A 23,025-nucleotide genomic window follows, 5' to 3' on the forward strand; every position below is an offset into this window, starting at 1 on the left:
CTGCTGTTAGCTTCAAAATCCTAAACTATCAAACCACAAAGGCTGCTAGTTAAGCAGACCTAGTAAACATCGAGGGCACAATGAAATTCATAAAACTCCTCTCTATTGGTATCGTACTGACTGGATTTATGAGTTCCGCTTTTGCTGAAGACGGTTTCGAGCGAACCAAAAATTTCAAAGATAACTTCCGAGCCGAGCAAGCTCGTCTATGGGGTCCTGATGTATCGGAGAAAAGTAAGCAGAAAATTGCTCAAGAAAAACAGAAAGAACCTAAGGGCATTAGCAGCAAGTCGACAACTAAGAGACAGTAAAAAACAATTAACACGATCAAAGCCATCGACAAAAAGCCAGATTAATATCTGGCTTTTTAGCAACCTCTCCCTAATTGTACTTATTAAATAATTTTTCAGCATCAAAGATAAATCCTGAGATGGATTATTCACTTTAAACTGAAAAGCAGCTAGAAATTTAAATACTCTCTTCGCCGGGCTCTTACTTTCAACGGGAGCCAGTAGCACTATCTCCTAGAATATTTTCACCATCCTGTGCAGTGTCCTTCCAGCGGCATAGAAGCAGTTGGCTCGCGTTCGTTTCAGTGATTATTTTGCAACCAACGTCTACAGGTAGATCAGAATCGCTGTCGCGCAAACGCCTGGAAAGGTAGAACGATCTGTCGCGAGGCCACTTGTCAGGATCTTTGATGCTTTTGGACATTCCCCGGCTATAAAACTCCGACGAATACGAGCGGCGGCCAGGATAAATCAGGGGGCCCGATTGAGACGACTGCACATCCAGCCAGGCCTGCACTAAATCTCGCTGGTTCTGAGGACGATCCTCAAGCACACCGTTATAGATAATACCGGCGCCCGCGACTGGCAGCATCAGAGCGCTCGCTGCAGCAGCCCAAGCAGTCTTTCTGCCCACTTCGCTGATACATTCGGCAAGGAGTAGCGTCCATGCAGGCAGAGCAGGAAGAAGATAGGTCCAGAGAATGTTACCAGAGAAAGTAAAGAAAACAGGTGTCGCCAATGCCCAAAGCCAAAGGTATACATCGAAGCGCTGCATCGTCCCACGCCTGCTAATAACGAGGGGTAGAAAGAAAGTCCAAGGAAGCAACGCTAAGCCAAGCTGAATCCATATGGTGCCGTAGGGCTTGGCGTGAGCACTCCCGTAGAGATCCCCGGCCCAATCACTTACAACATATCGGCTCCAGTGCTCGCCGACAAAAAAATACTCAAGGAAACCCGGCGTCTTCATTTCGGCTGCAATGTACCAAGGCACTGATATACCTAACATGAGAGCAATCCCCGTTACCCAAGGAAGCCTCAATACCCGATTCCATTGCTTGTAGATGACGATCCAAAAAAATGCTGGCGCGCCCATCAGTACCAAGGTCAGTGGCCCTTTAGCAAGCAGGCCCAAGCCGAGAGCTAAGAACATAAGGTAGGCATCCCCTTTGCCTGCGCACTTCATCCAACGCCAGAAACCATAGCTGGCCAACAGGATCGAGAACGATAAAACGGGGTCAGTCAGCACAACACCACTGGACACCAAGCCCAGCGCCGTGCCGGAAAAGATGATGGCTGCCCAAATGCCCGCCTTGCGCGATACCTCCTGTGTCGCGAGCCTGATGATGATGAAGCAGCTTGCCAAGTGGAGAAACCAGGCTGGGAATCGAGCAGCAAACTCATTGGTGCCGAATACCGTCATGCTCGCCGCTTGGGTCCAGAAAGACAGCGGTGGCTTGCCCCAAAATGGAACTCCGTAATCGAACATCGGAGTCACCCAGTCACTCAGTTCAACCATCTTGCGTGCCATTTCAGCGTAGCGTGCTTCAGAGGTATCCATCAGGGGATATACGCCCAGCCCCAGGAGACGCAAAAGCAGAATCGAACTCAGGATGAACCACAATGTTCGCTCGCTTTTCAAATTCAGCATTTCTTACCCTCGAGTGAGGAAGCCGGAGGATGAATAGTCATGGGTCGCGCTTCATTATTACTATTTAGAAAATAAAGGGGGCGGCGTTTGACCTCCGCGAGCGTTACGCCTACGTACTCGCCCACCAGTGCAACACCCACGCACATGAATGAAGCAATTCCGACAAGCAGGTGATGGATGTCAAAGGAGCCTGCTACCAGTACTGCGAGCAGGTAGCAGATGCTGGAGACAAAGAAACTGAAGCTAATGAGACTGAATATACGAAGCGGCTTGCGGGAGAAGCTGAGAATACTTTCGATGGCTAGGTCCAGCAGGCTAGCGGCGTTCCACTTGGTATTGCCGGCATGACGGGAAGTGCGATTGTAGGGTAACTCAATGGTGCGAAAGCCTACCCAGCCGATCAAACCCTTAAGAATTCTGGAGCGTTCGTCCAGCGCTCTTAAGGCGGCCAATGGAGCAGGACCAATCAGACGGAAGTCACTGACATCCACCGGAAGATCAACTTTCTCCACCAGGCGCTGCATGATCCAGTAATAGCTACGTGCACTCGTGCGTTTTAGCCAGGAGTCGCCAGTTCGCAAGTCGCGTTGCATGTTCACAACGTCGTAACCCATCTGCCAATGATATACCATACTCGAGATGAGTTCAGGTGGATCCTGAAGGTCGACATCAATGAAGATCAATGCGCTACCGCGTGCATGGTCGATCCCTGCACTTAACGCAGCCTCTTTTCCGAAGTTCCGACTTAGGAACAGGCATCGTACATTTGATCCATCTTGATAGTGTCGAAGTAGGTCTGCAGTTTGATCGCTACTACCATCGTCGACATAGAGAATCTCGCACGAAACAGGCAGGCGCTTTACAACTCTGGTGATGCGCTTGTGAAATTCCGGAATGGTTTGCTCTTCTTGAAAGCAAGGAACCACTATTGTTAACAAGGGGTCAGCGCGTTCGGAAAGCCGATGTGATGTCCGCATGATTGAATGTCCAGAAACGATGCGCAGTGAATCCGAGCGCAGTTAGGGTTAAAGTCACTAAAATCTGAGAGACAAGCGGTGAGAGATTGAATTTAATCAGAACCCACATACCTACACCATTACCGATATTAGTTGCCAACGAGACAAGTACAAACCTGATAGGTTGAAGCTTATAAATTCCCGTCGCCACGAAACTGAGCCTTCTATTACCAATATAGCTAATAATAGCGCCTATCACGCCTCCGCCAACGCTGGCTAACACTGGATCAGTAACTCCATTTACAATAAGCAGGAGAAATACAAAATAGTGCCCCCCGGTTGCTACGAATCCAATGCCTAGATAACGAATAAGCAAAGCTATGATCGACATGCTTGTATTTTCCATCTACAAAGACTAAACAACCCGAAGTGAAAAAAAAGTGAACTGCATGTAATTTCAGAACTAAATGATGCAGCACCTCGACAATAGCTGTGCCACCCAACAAACACCAAAAAACCCTAATAATAAACTGAACAAATAACTCTAGCATGATCCAGAGATTACAATTCTGATAAGAGCATATACATGATGGCACTTTAGATCTTGGACAATTAAGCACTTTCTCAAAACATGAAAACCAGTAACGACACCAATAATTACACCAATTAAGTATCAACTTACCAACCAGTGATCCATTTTCTCACGAGCGCCCATCAGTTTAAACAAGAAGCAACCTGCTAAACGTACGTGTCGTCGAGCTAAGCCCATATATTCAGTGTTTATTTTTGGTTGGGTAGCAAGCTAGTACGACCCAGAACTTGCTGCCACACCATCGACTTTCGTTTTTCGTTCAAAGCCTGAGGACTCACCTAAAGCAATTATCCGGAGTTAAGTCTTTAAGTAAGCCTAAGCCCCGAGCCAATTATAAACTTTCCAATAAACACCCTTATCAAGCCGCACTTCGACTGAGTCAGTGCTCATGCTTTGCCTGGATGTCACAGAAATCAGTTTTTTTCAAAATTCGCTGCTTCTGAGTGCAAATTCGCCGGCCTAAATTTTTTAGCTGGACTTGACTTACTTTTGGGGAGGGGGGCAAGGACTGACAATCTTTGGTTAAAACATGTCAAGGACCATAGAAAACGCCAGGCATCGCCTGGCGTTTTTCTATGGCCTCTAAAAATCCTATCGATGCATTCAATTTTTGTTGTTGACACATTGGGAAAACAAAGAATAACGAATCGTATTAAGCTCACCCCGCGAGTCTTCGTAGGTCATCAACCGTTGATACACCTCGCAAGTACGGGGATCCTGGGACTGACGCACAAATTTTGCAACATCAATCTTCATTCCATACTTGTAGTCCTGAATCTCTGGTATTGGCTTATTATTTTTCGCCGCATAGCTAGCCACGGCGTTCTGATGTTCCTGAATATATTGCAACTGCTTCTTTTCGGAAAACGTAGTAGCTTGTGAAACTATAGGCAAAACAGCTAGGGCTGCCGCAATGATAAGCTTTTTCATAAGGTCCTCTCAATATCAATCTTATTGGGAGTAACCTTATCAACTCACAGGCATCACCGGCATGACGGTAAACTTACAATTTTGAAAGGTGACAACAATATCCAGAATGAAAAGCCCACAACGTTGCTGTGGGCTTCTGTTATGGGCTATCAGCTACCCGCTTCATCACCATCATCATCTTTGCGGTGTGCCCATTGATACAGAGCAGGAAGCACCAACAGAGTAAGCACGGTAGACGAAAGAATCCCGCCAATCACCACTGTCGCCAGTGGCCGCTGAACTTCAGCACCGGTACCTGTTGCGAGAGCCATCGGGATAAATCCGAGGGATGCGACTAGGGCTGTCATCAGAACGGGCCTTAACCGTGTCAACGCGCCTTCATCTACCGCTTGCCGGAGGGTACGTCCTTCCTCCCGCAGCCCGCGGATAAAAGAAATCATAACCAGGCCGTTTAGAACTGCCACACCGGACAGCGCAATGAAGCCAACTCCCGCCGAGATAGACAGCGGGATATCCCGCAACCACAGTGCAACTACACCGCCGGTGAGTGCGAATGGAATTCCGGTGAAGACCAGCATGCCATCCTTCAAGTTGTTGAACATCAGGAACAGCAGTGTCATGACCAGAAGCAATGCGACTGGAACAACGATCTGCAGACGCTTGGCTGCTGATTGCAACTGCTCAAACTGGCCACCCCAGGTAGTCCAGTAGCCTGCTGGGATCTGCACAGTAGCCAGCGACTTAGTCGCTTCTTCAACGAACGAGCCTAGGTCACGGCCTCGAACGTTTGCACTAACTACTACCAGCCGTTTCCCATTTTCGCGGCTGATCTGGTTCGGGCCCAACTGCAAGTCAAGATTAGCGACTTGGGACAGAGGAATGAACCCTATCTGATTAGCATCCTGAGCAACATTAGCAGGCACAGGAATCAGCAAGCTGGACATACCCGCTACGTCAGTGCGCACGGTCTCAGGCAGTCGCACCACCATATCGAACCGACGATCGCCCTCATACAATGTACCTGCCTGGCGGCCACCCACAGCAATAGCAATTGAGTTTTGCACATCCGCGATGTTCAAACCGTAGCGTGCTGCTTTTTCGCGGTCGATGTTGATGGTTAACACAGGAAGGCCGGAAGTCTGCTCAACCTTGACCTCCGATGAGCCCGGTACCGCTTTAAGCGATGCCGCGATTTTGTTGGCGGTGCTGTTGAGCGCGTCCATGTCATCGCCAAAAACTTTCACCGCAACGTCACTACGCACGCCCGAAATCAGCTCGTTGAAACGCAACTGGATCGGCTGGGACAACTCATAGTTGCTTCCCGGGACACCTGCTGCGGCTTTCTGCACCTCAGCGATCAGCTCATCACGAGGCTTATTGGGATTTGGCCACTGATCCTGAGGCTTAAGCATTATGTAGGCGTCAGAGGCGTTAGGCGGCATTGGATCAGATGCGATTTCTGCAGTACCCGAGCGTGCGAACATCCGCTCTACTTCTGGGACCTGCGCTATTACCGCTTTCTCCAGGCGCTGTTGCATCTCGACGGACTGAGTAAGGCTCGTTCCGGGCACTCGCATAGCCTGCATCGCAAAGTCGCCCTCACTAAGGCTGGGAATGAACTCGCTACCCATACGACTTGCAAGTATACCGCTAAGTACGACCAGAGCTACTGCAGCCGAGAACGCAATGTTCCGGTGCCCAAGAACCCATTGCAGTATCGGCTCATAGCGCTGTCGGGCGGTGCGCATTACCACGCCCTCCTCTTCCTTGACCTTGCCAGTGATGAACATGGCGATAGCAGCAGGAACAAAGGTTACGGAAAGAATCATTGCCCCCAGCAGCGCCATTACGACAGTGAATGCCATGGGGTGGAACATTTTTCCTTCGACGCCGGTTAGGGCGAAGATCGGCAGATACACTACCATGATGATCAACTGGCCAAATATCAGTGGCCGGCGAGCTTCACCTGCAGCGGCAAAGACTTCATGGAAGCGTTCTGCTTTGGTGAGTATGCGACCATGCTTGTGTTGCGCATGAGCCAGTCGGCGGATCGCGTTTTCTACTATAACCACGGCACCATCTACAATAATGCCAAAGTCGAGTGCTCCCAAACTCATTAGGTTTGCACTAACCTTGTTGTTGAACATACCTGTGAAGGTAAATAGCATGGACAGCGGGATCACCATTGCGGTGATCAGTGCTGCGCGGATGTTGCCGAGGAACAGGAAGAGAATAGCAATTACCAGAATCGCGCCTTCCACCAAGTTCTTCTTCACCGTCGCAATGGCTTTTTCAACCAAGTTGGTACGGTCATAAACGGTCACAGCAACCACGCCCTTCGGCAGGGTGCGGTTGATGTCGGTCAATTTGGTGGCCACAGCTTGGGACACTGTACGACTATTTTCACCAATCAGCATAAATACGGTACCGAGTACTACTTCGCGACCATTCTCAGTAGCAGCCCCCGTTCGCAGTTCTTTACCGATGCTGACTTCAGCAACGTTGCTGATGCGAATCGGCGTGCCATCTACACTGGTAATTACGATGTTGGCAATATCTTCGATATTGCTTACCTGACCCGGCGCACGAATGAGCAACTGCTCACCATTACGCTCGATGTAACCGGCGCCCACGTTGGCGTTGTTGCTTTCCAATGCAACTACCAGGTCATTAAGTGTCAGCTTGTAGGTAGCCAACCGCTTCGGGTCCGGCGCAATCAGAAACTGCTTGGCGAAGCCACCGATGGTGTTGATCTCGGCAACACCAGGGACGTTGCGCAGCTGCGGCTTGATAATCCAATCCTGGATCACTCGCAGGTCGGTGGGAGTGTAAGGAGTACCATCTTCTTTGAGTGCGCCATCTTCCGCTTCAACGGTCCACAGGAAGATTTCACCAAGCCCGGTGGATACAGGCCCCATGACGGCCTCGACCCCATCTGGCAACTGTTCCTTTGCAACCTGCAAACGCTCGTTAATGAGTTGGCGGGCAAAAAAGATGTCAGTACCGTCTTTGAAGATCACGGTGACCTGTGACAAGCCGGAGCGAGATAGGGATCGGGTTTGCTGAAGGCCCGGAAGACCGGCCATGGCCGTTTCAACTGGAAACGTGATCCGCTGTTCGGTTTCCAACGGCGAGTAACCAGGGGCGCCAGTGTTAATCTGCACCTGGACGTTTGTGATATCAGGCACCGCATCAATGGGCAGTTTTTGGTAGCTGTAGATACCTATACCGGCCATGATTAGAACTGCGATCATTACTACGATGCGCTGCTCAATGGCGAATCTGATGATACGTTCAAACATAAGAAATCATCCTGTAAATTCGCATCAGTGGCCATGCTCGGCAGACGCTTTGCCAAGCTCAGACTTGAGCGTGAAGCTGCCACTGGTTGCCACTTGGGCACCCGATTGGAGGCCTTCGGTTATTTCCACATAGCCACCGGCACGGCGACCTAGAGTTACCCTGCGAGTGTCGAAGCCCTCAGTGGTCCTCACGAAAACTGCAGTTTTTTCCTCGACGGTCTGCACCGCTGACTCTGGAACAGCTACAGCAACTTGATCAGTTTGTGACGTGACTGCGATGCTCACGAACAGCCCCGGTCGCCAGGCCCCATTGGGATTGGTCAGAGTGACACGGACGGGCGCTGCACGATTCTGCTCGCCCAAAAGGCTGCCTACGTAACCCACCTTGCCCTCGACCTCAGCCTTCATGTCAGGAGAAGAAACCTTTACCGAGCGGCCAGTCACGACCTTTCCGAGATCGCCAGGAGGAACCGCGAAAGTTGCCCACACCTGATTAAGATCGGACAGGATGAAAGCATTGGTTGCCTCGCTGACCACCTCACCGACGGTCAGGTGCTTTTCCACTACAACTGCGTCGAAAGGCGCACGCAGTTCATAGCGGTTACCGCCTGCAGAATTGACCGAAGCGCCGATTGCTCCGACCTTTTGCTTAGCGTTGGCCAGTGATATTTCAGCTTCTTGCAAAGCTTGTCGCGCCTGAAGGTAATCTTGCTCGGCGGAGATTTTGTCCTGCCACAACTGCTTCTCGCGGTCAAAAGTCAAGCGTGCCAACTCAACACGTCGCTGTGCAGCTTGTTGCTCACTGCGCATATCCGAGATCTGTTGACTGGCAATCACCGCAAGGACTTGGCCCTTCTTGACCGACTCGCCCAGGTTCGCCTGAACGCTTTCAACAACTCCAGGAACGCGAGGTACCACATGTGCGGTGTGGTCCTCATCAAACCGTATTTCGCCAGGAAAAGTCACAATAGTGCTAATCTCACGGGGAGCAGCTGCTTCCAGAACGACGCCCGCAGCCTCAATCTGCTCGGCGCTAAGCGTCATCTTGCCCTCTTCCTCATTGGCATTTTCGCTGTGGCCTTCCTCACCGTGACCTTCATCCCCCCCGTCTTTAGCAGGTGCTACAGCAGTTCTCTCATGGCCATCTTCAGTGCCATGTTCGGCCTTACTGACTGGAGGCTGCTCGGAACTGGAGTTCCAGGCGAAACTGCCAAATCCGAGGACTGCCACAGCGATTACCGCGAGCGCGATCTTGCGTTTGTTATCCATTGCTACTCCTGCTGATCTTAGGTACCGGCTTATTCAAAGACGCATACAAGGAAAATGCCTGGCCTGTTCAGCGCGTATTGGCAGTCAAGCCGACGTCGCCATACACCCTTTCCACTTGAGCACGCGCATTGGTCGCAGCCGCCAAAGAGTCGAGGTACTGGCCACGAGCAACTATCAAGGTGCGCTGAGCATCCAGCACTTCGATGAAACCGAATTTGCCCATCTCAAATCCACGAGTTGCGGTATCCACGGCCTGTTGAGCTGAAGGCAGGATCGTCTTGTCATAGGACTCGACCTCCTGCATGGCGGTAGCCCACTGATTCACTGCGGTTTGAGTTTCGGAACGTAGCCTGAGCTCAACAGCGTTTCGCTGGTCTCGGGCCTGATCTGCGCGGCGAGAAGCGGAAAGAATGTTGCCCTGATTGCGATCAAACAGCGGTAAAGGCATCGACAGCCCCACGACATTGACCCTCTCGCGAATAGAGCGGTCGTATTGGCTACCAACACTCACGGTGAGATTCGGGATGCGCTGCGCCTTTTCCGCGCCTAGTGAGGCATCGCTCTTATCTATTTGAGCAAGCGCTTGACGCATATCTGCGGTTTGATCGAGCTTCGCCAGTAATTCTGTAGCTTGCGGCGGCTTGCCGGGAGATAGGTCTGGCGAGTCAAGACGATCAAATGCAGTGACCGAACTGCCTATTAACTGGGCCAATTGCTGGTAAGCCGTTGACTTCAAGGTTTCAGCGCGCCTTACCTGTAACTTGGCTTCAGCCAGTTGCACCTGAGCGCGCGTGGCTTCCACCGGCGAGGACTTACCGGCACGCACCCGTCCATCGACGATGCGCAGACCGCGTTCGGTGAGCTCCAATGATTGTTTTGCCAGATTCAAGCCGGTCTGAGCTCTCAAAGCAGCGTAGTAAGATTGAACAACATCTGCACGAAGGCTATTGACTCGACGGTCCAGCTCTAACTGCGCGACGCTTTGACCGTAGGTTGCAACCTCGACACGAGCACGTCGCTTGCCACCCAACTCTAACGGCTGACTAAGCGCGACAGTCGTCGTGCTGGTATTACGACGGGTGTCTTCTACTTGATAAGAAATTTCAGGATTGGGGATGAGTCCAGCCTGCTTGCGCACTCCTTCAGAGATTCCGATCTCTTGACGTGCTGCTGCAAGATCGGGGTTAGCGTCTATTGCCGTCGAAAGCGCTTCAGCCAGACTGAGACTCTGGGCAAATGCGGCAGGCACCCACAATCCAGACAAGACCATACAGAACACAAAGACTTTCAAAGGAAAGATGGGGGTTTTAGATAAAGCAATGTGATTATACCAGGGCACTTTGATAGTCCTCATGCACAAACTTTGATAAAGCTTGGCGAGAACGCCTAAACAGCTGCCAAGCTCCTCTGGATCAGGTGATGGCACTCTAATCAGCGATCACTATCAGAGGGGTGGCTATAAAATTACAATTTCGTTAGAAACCCTGGGGGGATAGTCGAAATAGAAAGCTTTCAGGCGAAACGCAGGGATTTAGTGAAAAAGATTCTGGAAGCCCTGCAACGGTGGAAATACCTGATAACAGAATTGTAATCACCCCGTCACCGACTCGTTATCTTTGATCTGCAAATATGACCCAGGCGCTATTCTAAGTGCTCCACCGGGCCAAAACAACAGACTATACCCGCGTAGGTAAATCATAATAAAAACTGCCGTAATCAAAGGAGCATCGCATGAGACACAAAGTAACTTTGTATTTGGCTGCGGTTTCAGCTTTTTCTGGAAGCTATGCCCTCACGGCACAAGCGGAAGGTAAACCAGAAGGTTTTATTGAAGGTAGCAGCCTTACTGTTCTAAACCGCAACTTCTATTTCAATCGTGATAATCGTGATGCATCTGCGCCGACTTTCAACAGCGGCAAAGGCAATACCAACGGTTATTCCGAAGCTTGGGCACATGCGATAATCACTAAATTCAACTCTGGTTTTACGCAGGGCACTGTGGGCTTTGGTATAGATGCGTTTGCAATGATTGGCATCAAGCTTGATACTGGTGGCGGGCGCAACGGTGGCCGTAGCAGCTTTGACGTGCTGCCTGTTAACGGTGACGGCGAAGCACGTGATGAATACACTAAGGTGGGTGGAGCAGCGAAGTTTCGGCTGTTTGATACTGTCGTAAAGGTTGGAGATGTTTTCCCCGCAACACCCGTCGTGGCATCGGGAGATTCTCGCTTACTCCCTGAAAGTTTCCGCGGCGTGACGGTCGAAAATAGTAGCATTCAAGGCCTAACCTTGCAGGGTGGTCGACTGCATGCGATGAGCCAGCCTGGTTCCAGCAACTTGAACGATAACTTTGCCACATTTTATGCCGGCCCGGTCAACTCGCCTTGGATTGGGTACGGCGGCGGTGATTACCAAGTCAACGACAACATCACGGTGAGCCTTTACGCCAGCCAATTGAAGGATGTTTGGAATCAATACTATGCCGGTAGCAGCCTCACTTACCCACTCAGCGATGATTTGACGCTTATCGGCGGATTCAACTACTACAAAGCTGTAGATGAAGGCAAGAAGCGCCTGGGCGAATTCGACAACAATATATGGAGCGCCAAGCTCGGCGTCCGGTACGGTGCGCATACTCTTGCACTGTCTCATCAGCGAAACAATGGCGATGACGACTTCGACTACCTTCGTCAATCAGACTCAATCTTCGTTGACAACTCAATACAGTACAGCGACTTCAACTCACCGAAGGAACGCTCTTGGATGCTGCGCTACGACTTGAACATGACCAGCTACGGTATTCCGGGGCTATCGTTCATGACTCGTTATGCCAGAGGTTCTGGTGCAGACTATTCGAACGCCAATCAATTCTATATGCGCACTGATGGTAACGGCGATCCGCTCACGAATCAAAAACGTTGGGAGCGTGATATTGAAGTCAAATACGTCGTACAAACAGGTGCGGCGAAAGATCTTTCCTTGCGATTACGTCAAGCAAATACTCGTGCCACTGCATTCGAATCGGACTTGGATGAAGTACGCCTGATCGTTGAATATCCACTTTCGATACTGTGAGCCCTAAACAAGATCGATTTATTCATGTGACTCGCCTAAAACAAAAATAGCGAGCTTAAAGAATTCACCTTGAGTTGCTTAAATGCTCCTTTGGTAAAAGGTGAATATTTTGCGCCCCCCTGGGGCGCTTTTTTTTACCTAAAATTCGAGTAAATCTTCGAGTACGCGCACCGCGTCCCGATGGAGTTCATGACTGCACCAGTGACCGCCTTCTTCAGCATGAGAAAAATCGCCCTCATCTGCACGGAATAAAATGGCCATAATAAAAAAAACAACCCAACATTTCATAAGGTCAATTCAGCAGTAGAGAAATAACCCGCAACTGGTTGGTCCGAGCCACGATATAATATATCGCGATGTTATCAAGTGTATTGCTCACTGATTACAAGTACGTTATTTAGCCCCCACCCAAGTGGTTTTGAATTATCATTCCTGCCAATGATGACAGCGCATTCGCGTAGTTAAAACAGCTCAGTCATATCGAGACAAAATCCAATGCGAATTCTGGTAATTGAGGACGAAGTAAAAACTGCCGAATATGTGCGCCAAGGCCTTACGGAGAGCGGTTATATCGTGGATTGCGTACATACCGGATACGACGGGCTTTTTCTGGCCAAACAACATATGTACGAGTTAATCATCCTAGATATCAACCTGCCGGAGATGGATGGGTGGCAGGTACTTGAATTGTTGCGAAGAAACAATTGTCTTTGTAGAATTATGATGCTTACTGCTCGAAGTCGCTTGGTTGATAAAATCAGAGGACTAGAGAATGGTGCAGATGATTACCTAATTAAGCCTTTTGAATTCCCGGAACTGCTTGCTCGAGTTCGCGCACTGATGCGCAGGTCTGATAATCCAGCATCTGTTGAGATCATTCGCGTAGCCGATCTGGAGCTGGATCAAAGCCGTCATAGGGCGTTTAGAGACGGTCAGCGTATCGACTTAACAACGAAGGAATTCGCACTTCTGCACTATTTAATGAGAAATACGGGAATTGTCCTGAGTCGTACACAGATCATATCTCAGGTATGGGACATGAATTTCGACTGCGATACAAATGTTGTAGAAGTTTCAATTAGAAGATTAAGAGCCAAGATGGATGATCCTTTTGAAAACAAACTGATACATACACTCAGAGGCGTAGGATATGTTCTAGAAAAACGCTAGCGTGCTGTTCTTGAAGCAATCACATACGCTCCTGTGATTTCGCCGACTCACGGGCACTTCAGGTTTCATCCAAGTTTGTCTTTCACTTGGCGCTTCTGGCCTACCGCGTCGGATATACATTTCGGCGCGCAAAAAACTTGCTAATCGAAGCTTTCAACTCGCCTACCGGTCCAAAACCGTGGTGCGAAAAAACACCATACCCCCCCGAAACAGCGCTCGATAATGCTTATCCACAAGCTGGATTTCAGTGTCCAATGTATGTGGAAGCGTTCAGACCCGCTTTCACTTTAGGTATTTGTGAGTAACGTAGTTGCCGATGATAAAGTGTAGTTCAAGGAACGTGGATTTTTATCAGTTGATACTCTCATAATCTGGTGAGACGAACTACGTGACGGTGCCACGGCGCACATATCCATGTAGTTGCGTGTGGATATGATAAATCTACCGGGGCATGAAGCCTAAGCATGCCATGGAGTGGACAATACGGTCGTGACTTAAAGGTCGCATACTCTATGATCTCTGAAGGCGAGCAAGTGAATCACTCCGGCTCTCTAGATACCTTGCAAGCTCATTGCATAACGCTTTTAAACTCTACAGTGAAAGCTACATATTGAAACGATTACGGCGTTTTGCGTTGATGGTTGACGATATTCGACACCTCCCCTTGCCGTCGGGTTAAGCCGTCACACTTGCTCAATCGTCAGAACTTTTGCATTAGCTTGAGTATCGCCATAAGCGTCCGGGCATCACGCCTTGCGTGATTAAAAAGATTGCGGCAGCAACTGATCGATTTCACTCGCCCGCTGCGTCGGCAGCCGCGTGAGAGCATCCTTCAGATATGCATACGGATCATGACCATTCAGGCGCGCAGACTGGATCAGACTCATGATCGCTGCCGCACGTTTTCCGCTGCGTAAGGCCCCTGCAAAGAGCCAGTTCTTGCGCCCAAGGCCCTATGATCGGATCTGGTTCTCTGCCCAGTTATATTGTCTATGGGTACAGCCCCGTCATCGAGGTAGCGCGACAGCGCTGCCCAGCGTTCGAGACTGTAATCGAGTGCTCTGCTGATGGCTGAGACTTCAGGCACGAGGTCACGCTAGGCAATCAACCTGGCGTGCAGCATATTCATCACCCGTACAGCTTTTTCTTGCCGTATTCGGAGTCGTAAATCCGGCCCCAGATCGCGACTTCGCTTTCAATTTCGTACAACAACTGGATATAACGCAGAGCTTGCTCCGCAAGCGTGCTTTTATTCTTAGCGTGCAGCTCAAAGAAATTACGTTGCGCATGAGCCATTCACCCGATCTCGGTCACGTCTAGTTCGAAGCTGGCTTTGTAACCGACACAATCATCGCAGACCAGCTTGTCCTTCCAGTCATTCAGGAAGTTGCGAGCGTGTTCTCCGGCGCGGCTAGGGCTGAAGTCGTGAACCACCGCTGCCGCGTCCGAGAACTGGCTGGTGGCATAGGACCAAATATAAGAACTGTGGGTTTTCTTAGTTCCCGGCATGAGCATTTGCACAGGTGTCTCATCGGCTTGAATAATCTGCTGCCCGAGAACCACGTCGCGCAGCGCATCAACCAGCGGCTGGAACTGAACCCCAGTCACGGCCATCTGGCCACCGTCGGTGAGGCTATGCACGCTAACTCCTCCTCTCTTTCTCTTCGTTAAGTAGCATCAGCCATGAATTCATTCAAAAAGACCGTTCAAGTCATTGCACTCGTTGCAACGCTAAATGCAGCCTCATTGTTACAGGCAGCGTAATCAATTGCCGTCTACAAAGCCCCTAACTGTGGCTGCTGGACCAGGTGGATCGCTTATCTGAAGGAGTGGTCGACTATATGGAAAACAACATTAGCGATATGAACGAGAAGCTCGGCGTACCCGTAAATCTGGCGTCGTGCCACACGGGAGTTGTAAGTGGGAAATTCGTCGAAGGCCATGTTCCGGTCACACAAATTGCTGAACTAAGTCGACGAGCCAATCTGGACGGAATAGCTGCCTTCGGTATGCCCGTGGGATCGCTCGGAATGGAGTCAGGTGACCGACGCAGCGCCTACCCGGTAATTGGGATGAGCAAGTCAAGGGGAGAGACGGTTTTACAGGATTTTCGGGCCCGCTAGTGGCTGAGGAACCGCTCTACTAAACTGGTTGAATACCGGATACCGGGTTTCGAAAAAGCTACAGCCGGCTGATCAAATCTTCCGGCTGGAGTCTGATTAGCGGATCGCTGTATCCAAGCAAATATTAGTCGAAAATTTCCCGTAAAAACGATTTCTTATGATAAACCTGCTCTTCCTGATGCCTCGACTGATTCTGATGGCCGTTCTGATATCCGTCCCGCCAACCACCACCGTGACCAGGCTGCGGCGCGGAGTGGCCGTGCTTAGTGCCGCGTTTGTTGTCATGGTGGCCAGAAGACGGCTGGGCATACACAGGTTCAGACGGAGGTGTACCTTGCAGCGACTGAGATACGCTCTGTGGAAGAAAACGAGCTTCTTGTTCTTCCTGCTGGCTACGCTCGATGATCTTGTCGAGTTCTCCCCGGTCAAGCCAAACACCTCGACATTGCGGGCAATAGTCGATTTCAACGTTTTGACGTTCCGACATTACCAACAGTACTTCTTTGCAAACTGGGCAGTGCATGGTTCTCTCCTCCAGCGAATGAGCTATATAAAACGCAGCAGCCATTTCACCGACGCAGCAGCCGCAAGCCATTGAATACGACGAGCAAGCTCGCCCCCATGTCGGCGAAAACGGCCATCCACAATGTCGCGAAACCAGAGAGAGCCAACGCCAAGAAGACAACTTTTATGCCCAGAGCCAAAATGATGTTTTGCTTTAGAACCGAGGCGGATCGGCGACTCAGGCTGATAAAGTACGCGATTTTTCGAGGGTCGTCGTCCATGATCGCAACGTCAGCTGTTTCGAGAGCTGTCGCTGTCCCTGCGGCTCCCATTGCGAAACCTATATCGGATTGCGCTAAGGCGGGGGCGTCATTAACGCCGTCACCAACCATCCCAACGGCGCCATATCTGCGTTTGAGTTCAGCGACTGCAGTCTGCTTGTCCTCTGGCATCAGATTTCCACGGGCATCCTCGATGCCCAATTGCTCAGCGATCGACCTCGCCGTCGCAGGATTATCCCCAGTCAGCATTACTGGAACCACGTTCAAAGCCTTCAAAGCAGCCACAGCTTCAACACTCTCCGGTCGGACTGTGTCTGCGACCGCGAATATCGCGGCGGGGCCGCTATTGCCGCATAGCACGATCACCGTTTTGCCAGTTTCCTCAAGCCGTGAAAGTCTGGCCTCCAGCTCCGAAGAACACACGCCCAACTCCTCAACCAAACGATGGTTGCCTAGATGCCAAAGATGACCGTCGATCGTGCCTTTCACGCCTCGGCCATTTAGCACACTGAAGTCACTGACAGGCAGAGCCACAGCGCCAGGCTGCTGCGATTTCCACCCATTGACCAATGCTTTCGCTACTGGGTGGGTACTTTGCTCATCAAGACTCGCAGCAATCAAAGTTGCCTTCTCGATAGACAAGTCACTGAATATATCTGAGTCAGTCAGAACTGGCTTGCCCTGAGTCAACGTGCCTGTTTTATCCAGAGCAACCACCTTCAGCAGGCGCCCGCTTTCCAGGTAGGCACCACCCTTGATCAAGATTCCATGCCGTGCGGCTGCGGCAAGACCACTCACAACAGTGACAGGCGTTGAGACGACCAAGGCACAAGGACACGCGATGACCAACAACACCAGGGCCTCATACAACCATTCACCCCACGTACCACCAAGCAGCACTGGGCCTAAAACGGCAACAAGAAATGCCACCGCCACTACGGCTGGGGTGTAATACCGTGCGAACTGGTCAACGAACCTCTGCGTCGGCGCCCGCTGAGACTGCGCATCCTGAATCGCGGCAGCAATACGAGCGAGCGTACTTTCGCCAGCGACTGCCGTGACAGTCGCCTCCACGACGCCGTCTGTCACGATACTGCCAGCATATAGCGGATCCCCCTCTGCCTTATCTACTGGCAAGCTTTCACCAGTGATAGGGGCTTGGTCGAGAGCAGCACGACCAGATTCCACCCTCGCATCCAGCGGTACCCGCGACCCTGTGCGAACACGAATACGGCTGCCGAGAACGACATTCTCAACCGGGTGTTCTTTCCAGCCAGCTTCGGTCATGACTTCCGCAGTCTCAGGAGCTAATGCAGTCAGCGATTTAATCGCGTTACGCGCTCGCTCAAGTGAGAGTGCTTCGATGGCTTCGGCAATAGCGAAAAGGAAAACCACCATCGCGGCTTCCGGCCACTTGCCAATCACCATGGCACCCAAGACAGCCAAAGACATCAAGAAGTAGATGTTCAATGTGAAGTTCTTTACAGCGATCCACCCCTTCTTCAGAGTTGGTAGACCAGCAGTAAGAATGGACAGCGCAGCCAAGGACATTACAGGCAAAGAACCCTCCTGTCCGGTCGTCCAAGCGATCACTTCAGCGGCGATGGCAGCTAGACCGCTGACCGCCAGCAGCCCTTTCAAGCGCGTCGTCAGAGCAGGTGAAATGGCATTCGGGGTTGCGCCGGCCTCGATGAGATTGGGCCCCATATCCAGCGCGGTCAAAGCGATGACTATCGCCTTCGGATCATCCAAGCGATGATGCACTGTCAGCTCACGATCCAACAGATTGAAATCAAGTCGTGCGATGCCAGGCATCGGCTCTAAGCGATTACGAATTAGCCGCTCTTCGGTAGGGCAATCCATCTTATCAATGCGATACCGAACCAGGGTCGTGCCTTCTGGCTCAGCCATGGCCGAATGTGAAGTCACCGCCCCTGCGGAATCCACTTTGCTCAAACAGCAATGGTCGGCATCGGAATGGGCTTGAGCTGAAGTGCCATGATCGTGTGCGCTATGGTCTTGATTATGGTCGGTGGACTTGGCTCCACAAGGCTGAGAATCCTTCGAACCGCACGCATGCGATCCCGTTCTGCCCAAGCTCTCGGCGTGATCAGGCCCATGCTCAACATGATGTGCACGAGAATGAACCTGTTTGGCGAAGGTCTCGCGGGGGTCAGCAGAACAGCAATCGTCCGACTTCGGCACGAGGTGCAATTTGGCTTTCGACGGGTTTTCCTGGCTCATGACGCATCTACCAATAAGGATATGGCGTCATTGAACAGCCTGTAGTAGCTACAGTGTCAAGCAATGAGTTTGAAATTTCGACTGGGCCGAGGGCGCCGCTCGAGTCTACGTCCCTCAGTGCGAGCGCCTGATAGCTGCATGCTGCGATGCATCAGCCAGGTTGGTCAGCACCTCAAATGCCCACTCAGCTTTCACCCTGGGAGTCATGCATATCGAGCAAGTCGTCAATCGCGTTGTGAAGCCTACGAGTAAACGTTTGGAGAAATCCGCCATGATGGTTTTCGACGCCATTGGCATGTGTCGGCTGTAGACCTCTCTAAGCGCTCATTACCATCGGTAGCCGACAGGGTTAAGGGTAGAAATATCCAGAAAGCTCCTCGACACAGTCGCACCAGCATGTCCTCCTCAACAACCCTACTACAAGCTTTTCGGCATTAATTAGGAGATGCCCACTGGAAATCCGGTGACACCTGCTAACCGAGAATAAAACCCCGCCATGTCTGGCGGGGTCTCATCAATCACCCTTCTTGTGCTTATGCACGTCCAGGTCGGGATGCTTAGGCTTGTTCTCGGGGGTTACACGGCGACGCTGGTCTGTCTTGCCGGTTGATTCGGCAATTGGCTTGGGCCCAGGTTTGATGGCCATAGAACTTGCTCCTTCAGTTGATAGGTATATGCCCTGGCAAACGTCTGCCGTGTAAGCGTTCGCTCAGTACGGTCACGAGATTGAGGGCCCCAAACACTATAGCTTGATATTTTTATGCCAGCAGTGGCGCACCACTTTAGTAAGCGTCTGCCGAACACATCTTGCACCAGCCCGTTTGGTGTAGACGGACGCTCGAAAGACCCTGTCGAGACTATCGCGCTATTCGGTTTCAATGGCAGCTTGCTCCCCTATGCTCTTGACTCGTCTAGGAGCAGCAACCAGAGCGAGCCCCAGCAGCGGGTTCGAACAGTGACTCAATAATCGTACAGTCTGGAGTGTTCGAGCCTAGGCATCTTGACTCACACGTGCCTGCCATTGAGAGCAGCTCTATCCGGATCTGCAGGAGCTTAGCTACCTTAGATTCCACTTCTGCCAAGTGCTTCTTGACCACCGACAACGCATCAGCACACGGACGATCAGCATCTGCCGCGAGCGCAATGAGTTCGCGGATATCGTCGAGTGGAAAGCCCAGTTCACGATTCTGCCTGATGAAGATGAGTCGTGACCGATGCTTTTCGGTATAGATTCGATGCCGCCCTGTCGACCGTAGGGCCGGAGGGAGAAGGCCTATTTTCTCGTAGTAGCGAATCGTTTCAATGTGGCAACCCGTTGATTTCGACAGCGCTCCGATTCCTGACATCCAAACTCCCCAAGCATTTTCTTGAACCTGTAGTAGCTACAGATATTAACCTGCTCAATCGAAAAATGATTTCACGCGTTTTAAGGGCATTCCGTGGACAGAGAACAGCTAGAGAAGAACCAGATTCCCGTTTACTTCGTCGCGGTCATTGTCGCGGCTATCGGGGGCCTGCTCGCACCTGATGCCTCTCAAGCGTTAGGTGCGTTGGTGACACCAGCCATCGCTGTGCTGATGTACGCCATGTTTCTGCAGATCCCATTCTTGGATCTTCGCAAAGGGCTTGCAAACAAGCGTTTCATGACCGCGCTGCTGACCGCCAATTTCGTCGCCATCCCCCTGTTGGTTTGGGCGTTGACGATGGGCCTAGCCGACCACCCGGCGATTTTGGTGGGCGCACTATTGGTCTTGCTGACGCCTTGTATCGATTATGTTGTTGTGTTTACCCATATCGGTAAGGGCGACTCCAAACTGACTCTGGCGGCAACACCATTACTACTCGTGCTTCAGCTTGTGCTACTACCCCTCTATCTAGCCTTCATGGTGAGTGATGACTCGGCGGTGGTTATATCGGTCGGCCCATTTGTTGAGGCCTTCGTAGTGCTGATCGCTTTACCCTTGGTCTTGGCAGTAGCAACAGCTGCCGGGGCAAAGGGGTCACGCATCGTTGAGGGCTGGAACAATGTATGGGCTTGGATGCCTGTGCCAGCTATGGCGGCTGTATTGGTCGTAGTGATCGGCTCTCAGATTTCAACGGTGGTCAGAGACATGGACAAGCTGCTGCCTGTTATTCCCGTCTACATTGGTTTCATGCTCTTGGCACCCGTGGTGGGTGCGCTGGTGGCTCGGGCGTTTAAGTTACCGGCTAGCACGGCAAGATCTGTCGCTTTCAGCAGTTCGACACGAAACTCATTGGTAGTTCTACCATTGGCATTGGCCTTGCCCGAGGAAATCAGAGGGCTCGCTGCGGCAGCAGTGATTACTCAAACGCTGATTGAGTTGGTCAGCGAACTAATTTACATCCGAGCAATTCCTGCTTTGGTGTGGCGCAAAATGTAGATGCCAGGGAAGACATAAGCACAAAACACCCTGCGCGATTAAACAGGTGCCCACCTGTGCGGCAGCAGCTTGTTAATCTCACTCGCGCGCCGCGTCGGCAGGCGCGTGAGAACATCCTTTAGATAGGCGTACGGATCATGGCCATTCAGCCGCGCTGACTGGATCAAGCTCATGATCGCCGCAGCCCGTTTTCCGCTGCGTAGCGACCCGGCGAAGAGCCAGTTCTTGCGCCCAAGAGCCCATGGCCGGATCTGGTTGTCGGGTAGTCAGACGCGGTTGCCCGCGTCCAACCCCCTAAGAACCGTGCATGCGAGTTTCCCAGCACACGGCTCAAGCCTCTGCTAAGGCGCCATTGGGCACCCGGTTATACATCGTCGACATTGGCAAATTGCACATCTCGTGGGCAACGCAGGTGGTAAATCTCAAGATTAGCCGCAGCGTCCGTCCCGCCATGACCTAGCTTCACAATATGGCGACTGTGCCACGGTGTGTCTTTGGTCACCGGCTTGAAGCAGGCGCAGCACCTGCCGCCCTGTTGCACCCATACCCGATACAGCTTGGCTCGACCTTTAACGGAAGTGAGCATCTTCTTGCCCCAGCGGGACTCGAAGTACTCATCCCATGCAGGGTCGTGAGGGTTGGCAGCAGCCTTAATCTTGATATGTCGCACAATCGGTGTGTCTGAGGCGTCTACTAGCGTGTACTGACGCTTCCGACCATCGGCGGATTTTTCAGTACACGAGAACACCCAACGGCGCGCCCCTTGTACTTTGAAATACCGATCCTTCACCCATCGGCGTGTCTTGCGAGGGTGGCGACGTACCGCCCATCGCCAGAGCATTTCCCACACTGCGCTGTCCACCTGGTTGAAGACCTTCTTGGCGACGACATGACTGTGATAGTTCGCCCAGCCCCGTAGAACCGGGTTGAGCAAACCTATCAAGTTAGCCTGTCGTATCGTTTTGTTGGTCTTGATCAACTCTCGCAGCTTGGCAAGTAGAGCCCCGATGTTCGCCTTGGACGGCTTGATCAGGAGCTTGCCGTTGTACTTGCGCAGGTTCCATCCGAGGAAGTCGAACCCGTCCCCTATGTGCGTTATCTTGGTTTTTTCCGGAGAGAGGACAAGTCCACGCTCTGCCAGAAATTCAACCACGGCGGGCCTGACTTCATTCTCCAGCCATTCTTTCGAACAACCAGTGATGATGAAATCATCTGCATAACGCACCACGCGCATTTTTCGGGCTGTCCACTTCGCGTTGGGAAATCTCTTCGCCAGCATCGCTTCCAACCCATCCAGCGTCATGTTCGCCAACCCCGGGGATATGATGCCTCCCTGCGGGGTTCCGGCGTGGCTGGGGAATAGCTGCTTTTGGTAGACATAACCAGCCCGGAGCCATTTCTGCAAAATCGCCTTGTCCATGGGAATGTTGGCGATCAACCAGTCATGGCTGATATTGTCGAAACAGCCTTGAATGTCGCCCTCTAACACCCATTCCGCGTTTGCTTTTCGTGACAGCACACCAAAGCACTGTGCGACGGCATCCGCAGTTGAGCGTTCCGGCCTGAACCCATAAGAGTTCGGGTCGCCGGTAGTTTCCGCTATCGGTTCCAGAGCCAGCAGATGAAGCGCCTGCATGGCCCGGCATTTCATCGCGGGAATTCCAAGAGGTCTCGTTTTGCCGTTTTTCTTCGGAATAAGCACTCTCCGAAGCGGGAGCGGCGAGTAACCTCGCCGCGTCAACGACTCTATCGCGCCGAGCTTGGCCCTAGGCGTATTCCAAGTAACCTTGTCCACGCCGGGGGTATTTTTGCCTTTGTTTTCAGACACCCGTTTCACAGCAAATGCCTTGCCACTGAACGAGTGAGTCAGCAGCCATTGCAGGGCTTTCACCTTGTTATGTCTGCCATCTTGTACAGCCTTCACAATACGCGCTTGCAGCCCTCTGACACGACGTTGTACGGCGATCCAATCGATGCTGTCCCACGACGTGCCGGAAGGTGCACACGCCAATGCTGCTGCGTTCATTTGCTCTCCTTCCGTTGAAAGGGTTCTACCTACTCTCGTGTGAAGAGAGACCATGAGGACGTCTGCCCGCTTTCGCGTGAAGTGATGTTTCAACCTCTATCCAACCCATTACAGGACGGCGTTCGCTTTTTCCTCGTTCCTTCGCCCGCACCGCCATGGGCAATTTTTACAAACGGCTTTCCCTGACGGGAGCGATACGGGATTTCCACGTTC

At 51.6% G+C, this 23,025-nt stretch carries 17 protein-coding genes and 2 pseudogenes; 5 read left to right on the forward strand and 14 right to left on the reverse strand.

The window, feature by feature from the left end; genetic code table 11:
• Window positions 1-80: 80 nt before the first annotated feature.
• Window positions 81-311, forward strand: coding sequence for a hypothetical protein (locus MHH62_RS12155; RefSeq protein ID WP_019818108.1), 231 nt, complete (start codon window positions 81-83; stop codon window positions 309-311).
• A 187-nt stretch (window positions 312-498) separates the two neighbouring features.
• Here the strand turns inward: MHH62_RS12155 and MHH62_RS12160 are convergent, their stop codons facing one another.
• From MHH62_RS12160 to MHH62_RS12190, 7 genes are all read right to left on the reverse strand, one after another.
• The gene (locus tag MHH62_RS12160) at window positions 499-1,938 is read right to left on the reverse strand and encodes a glycosyltransferase family 39 protein (RefSeq protein WP_019818109.1); all 1,440 of its coding nucleotides are present in this window, start codon (window positions 1,936-1,938) and stop codon (window positions 499-501) included.
• Window positions 1,932-2,915: a glycosyltransferase family 2 protein gene (locus MHH62_RS12165; protein ID WP_024073373.1), complete on the reverse strand. Its 984-nt coding sequence runs from the start codon at window positions 2,913-2,915 to the stop codon at window positions 1,932-1,934. The genes MHH62_RS12160 and MHH62_RS12165 overlap by 7 nt, the downstream gene beginning before the upstream one ends.
• Complete coding sequence (locus tag MHH62_RS12170; protein WP_024073372.1) at window positions 2,881-3,300, reverse strand: GtrA family protein; 420 nt, start codon at window positions 3,298-3,300, stop codon at window positions 2,881-2,883. Before MHH62_RS12170 ends, MHH62_RS12165 begins: the two co-directional genes overlap by 35 nt.
• A 789-nt stretch (window positions 3,301-4,089) precedes the next feature.
• Window positions 4,090-4,416 (reverse strand): DUF2790 domain-containing protein, encoded by a 327-nt coding sequence (locus MHH62_RS12175; RefSeq protein WP_019818112.1) that lies wholly within the window; start codon window positions 4,414-4,416, stop codon window positions 4,090-4,092.
• A 149-nt stretch (window positions 4,417-4,565) separates the two neighbouring features.
• The gene (locus tag MHH62_RS12180; protein WP_024073371.1) at window positions 4,566-7,718 is read right to left on the reverse strand and encodes a CusA/CzcA family heavy metal efflux RND transporter; all 3,153 of its coding nucleotides are present in this window, start codon (window positions 7,716-7,718) and stop codon (window positions 4,566-4,568) included.
• A 24-nt stretch (window positions 7,719-7,742) separates the two neighbouring features.
• The gene (locus MHH62_RS12185) at window positions 7,743-8,987 is read right to left on the reverse strand and encodes an efflux RND transporter periplasmic adaptor subunit (RefSeq protein ID WP_024073370.1); all 1,245 of its coding nucleotides are present in this window, start codon (window positions 8,985-8,987) and stop codon (window positions 7,743-7,745) included.
• Window positions 8,988-9,054: 67 nt separating this feature from the next.
• The gene (locus MHH62_RS12190; RefSeq protein ID WP_131672237.1) at window positions 9,055-10,326 is read right to left on the reverse strand and encodes a TolC family protein; all 1,272 of its coding nucleotides are present in this window, start codon (window positions 10,324-10,326) and stop codon (window positions 9,055-9,057) included.
• A gap of 392 nt (window positions 10,327-10,718) precedes the next feature.
• Between MHH62_RS12190 and MHH62_RS12195 the strand changes: the two genes are divergently transcribed.
• Together MHH62_RS12195 and MHH62_RS12200 are read left to right on the forward strand one after the other, a co-directional pair.
• Entirely contained in the window at window positions 10,719-12,062 is a 1,344-nt protein-coding gene (locus MHH62_RS12195; protein WP_024073368.1) for an OprD family porin, read from the forward strand.
• Window positions 12,063-12,557: 495 nt separating this feature from the next.
• Entirely contained in the window at window positions 12,558-13,232 is a 675-nt protein-coding gene (locus tag MHH62_RS12200) for a heavy metal response regulator transcription factor (RefSeq protein ID WP_019818115.1), read from the forward strand.
• Between the two features lie 761 nt (window positions 13,233-13,993).
• On the opposite strand, the pseudogene MHH62_RS12205 reads toward MHH62_RS12200, so the two are convergent.
• A pseudogene (locus MHH62_RS12205) lies at window positions 13,994-14,840 on the reverse strand (IS66 family transposase); the annotation flags it as partial.
• Window positions 14,841-15,073: 233 nt separating this feature from the next.
• Here MHH62_RS12205 and MHH62_RS12210 point away from each other — a divergent pair.
• Window positions 15,074-15,355, forward strand: a complete 282-nt coding sequence (locus MHH62_RS12210; RefSeq protein WP_181125140.1) for a DUF411 domain-containing protein — start codon at window positions 15,074-15,076, stop codon at window positions 15,353-15,355.
• A gap of 124 nt (window positions 15,356-15,479) precedes the next feature.
• Here MHH62_RS12210 and MHH62_RS12215 read toward each other — a convergent pair whose 3' ends face one another.
• The 4 genes from MHH62_RS12215 to MHH62_RS12230 all read right to left on the reverse strand — a co-directional run bounded on the left by MHH62_RS12215 (window position 15,480) and on the right by MHH62_RS12230 (window position 19,730).
• The gene (locus MHH62_RS12215) at window positions 15,480-15,878 is read right to left on the reverse strand and encodes a zf-TFIIB domain-containing protein (RefSeq protein WP_073844972.1); all 399 of its coding nucleotides are present in this window, start codon (window positions 15,876-15,878) and stop codon (window positions 15,480-15,482) included.
• A 46-nt stretch (window positions 15,879-15,924) separates the two neighbouring features.
• A complete protein-coding gene (locus tag MHH62_RS12220) occupies window positions 15,925-18,384 on the reverse strand; it encodes a heavy metal translocating P-type ATPase (protein WP_024073364.1) in 2,460 nt (819 codons plus the stop codon).
• A gap of 514 nt (window positions 18,385-18,898) precedes the next feature.
• Window positions 18,899-19,030 carry a hypothetical protein gene (locus tag MHH62_RS12225; protein WP_024073362.1) on the reverse strand — a complete coding sequence of 44 codons (132 nt, stop codon included), beginning with the start codon at window positions 19,028-19,030 and terminating at the stop codon, window positions 18,899-18,901.
• A 265-nt stretch (window positions 19,031-19,295) separates the two neighbouring features.
• Window positions 19,296-19,730, reverse strand: coding sequence for a helix-turn-helix domain-containing protein (locus MHH62_RS12230; protein ID WP_024073361.1), 435 nt, complete (start codon window positions 19,728-19,730; stop codon window positions 19,296-19,298).
• A 93-nt stretch (window positions 19,731-19,823) separates the two neighbouring features.
• On the opposite strand from MHH62_RS12230, the gene MHH62_RS12235 reads away from it, so the two are divergent.
• Window positions 19,824-20,786 carry an arsenic resistance protein gene (locus tag MHH62_RS12235; protein ID WP_024073360.1) on the forward strand — a complete coding sequence of 321 codons (963 nt, stop codon included), beginning with the start codon at window positions 19,824-19,826 and terminating at the stop codon, window positions 20,784-20,786.
• A gap of 38 nt (window positions 20,787-20,824) precedes the next feature.
• Here the strand turns inward: MHH62_RS12235 and MHH62_RS12240 are convergent.
• Together MHH62_RS12240 and ltrA are read right to left on the reverse strand one after the other, a co-directional pair.
• Window positions 20,825-21,046 (reverse strand): annotated as a pseudogene (locus MHH62_RS12240) (transposase domain-containing protein); the annotation flags it as partial.
• 104 nt (window positions 21,047-21,150) lie between these two features.
• Window positions 21,151-22,812, reverse strand: coding sequence for a group II intron reverse transcriptase/maturase (ltrA, locus tag MHH62_RS12245; RefSeq protein ID WP_024073359.1), 1,662 nt, complete (start codon window positions 22,810-22,812; stop codon window positions 21,151-21,153).
• Window positions 22,813-23,025: the final 213 nt, after the last annotated feature.

Origin of the sequence: Pseudomonas sp. FSL L8-0168 (genome assembly GCF_037976155.1) — a bacterium.
Taxonomy (GTDB): domain Bacteria; phylum Pseudomonadota; class Gammaproteobacteria; order Pseudomonadales; family Pseudomonadaceae; genus Aquipseudomonas; species Aquipseudomonas paracarnis.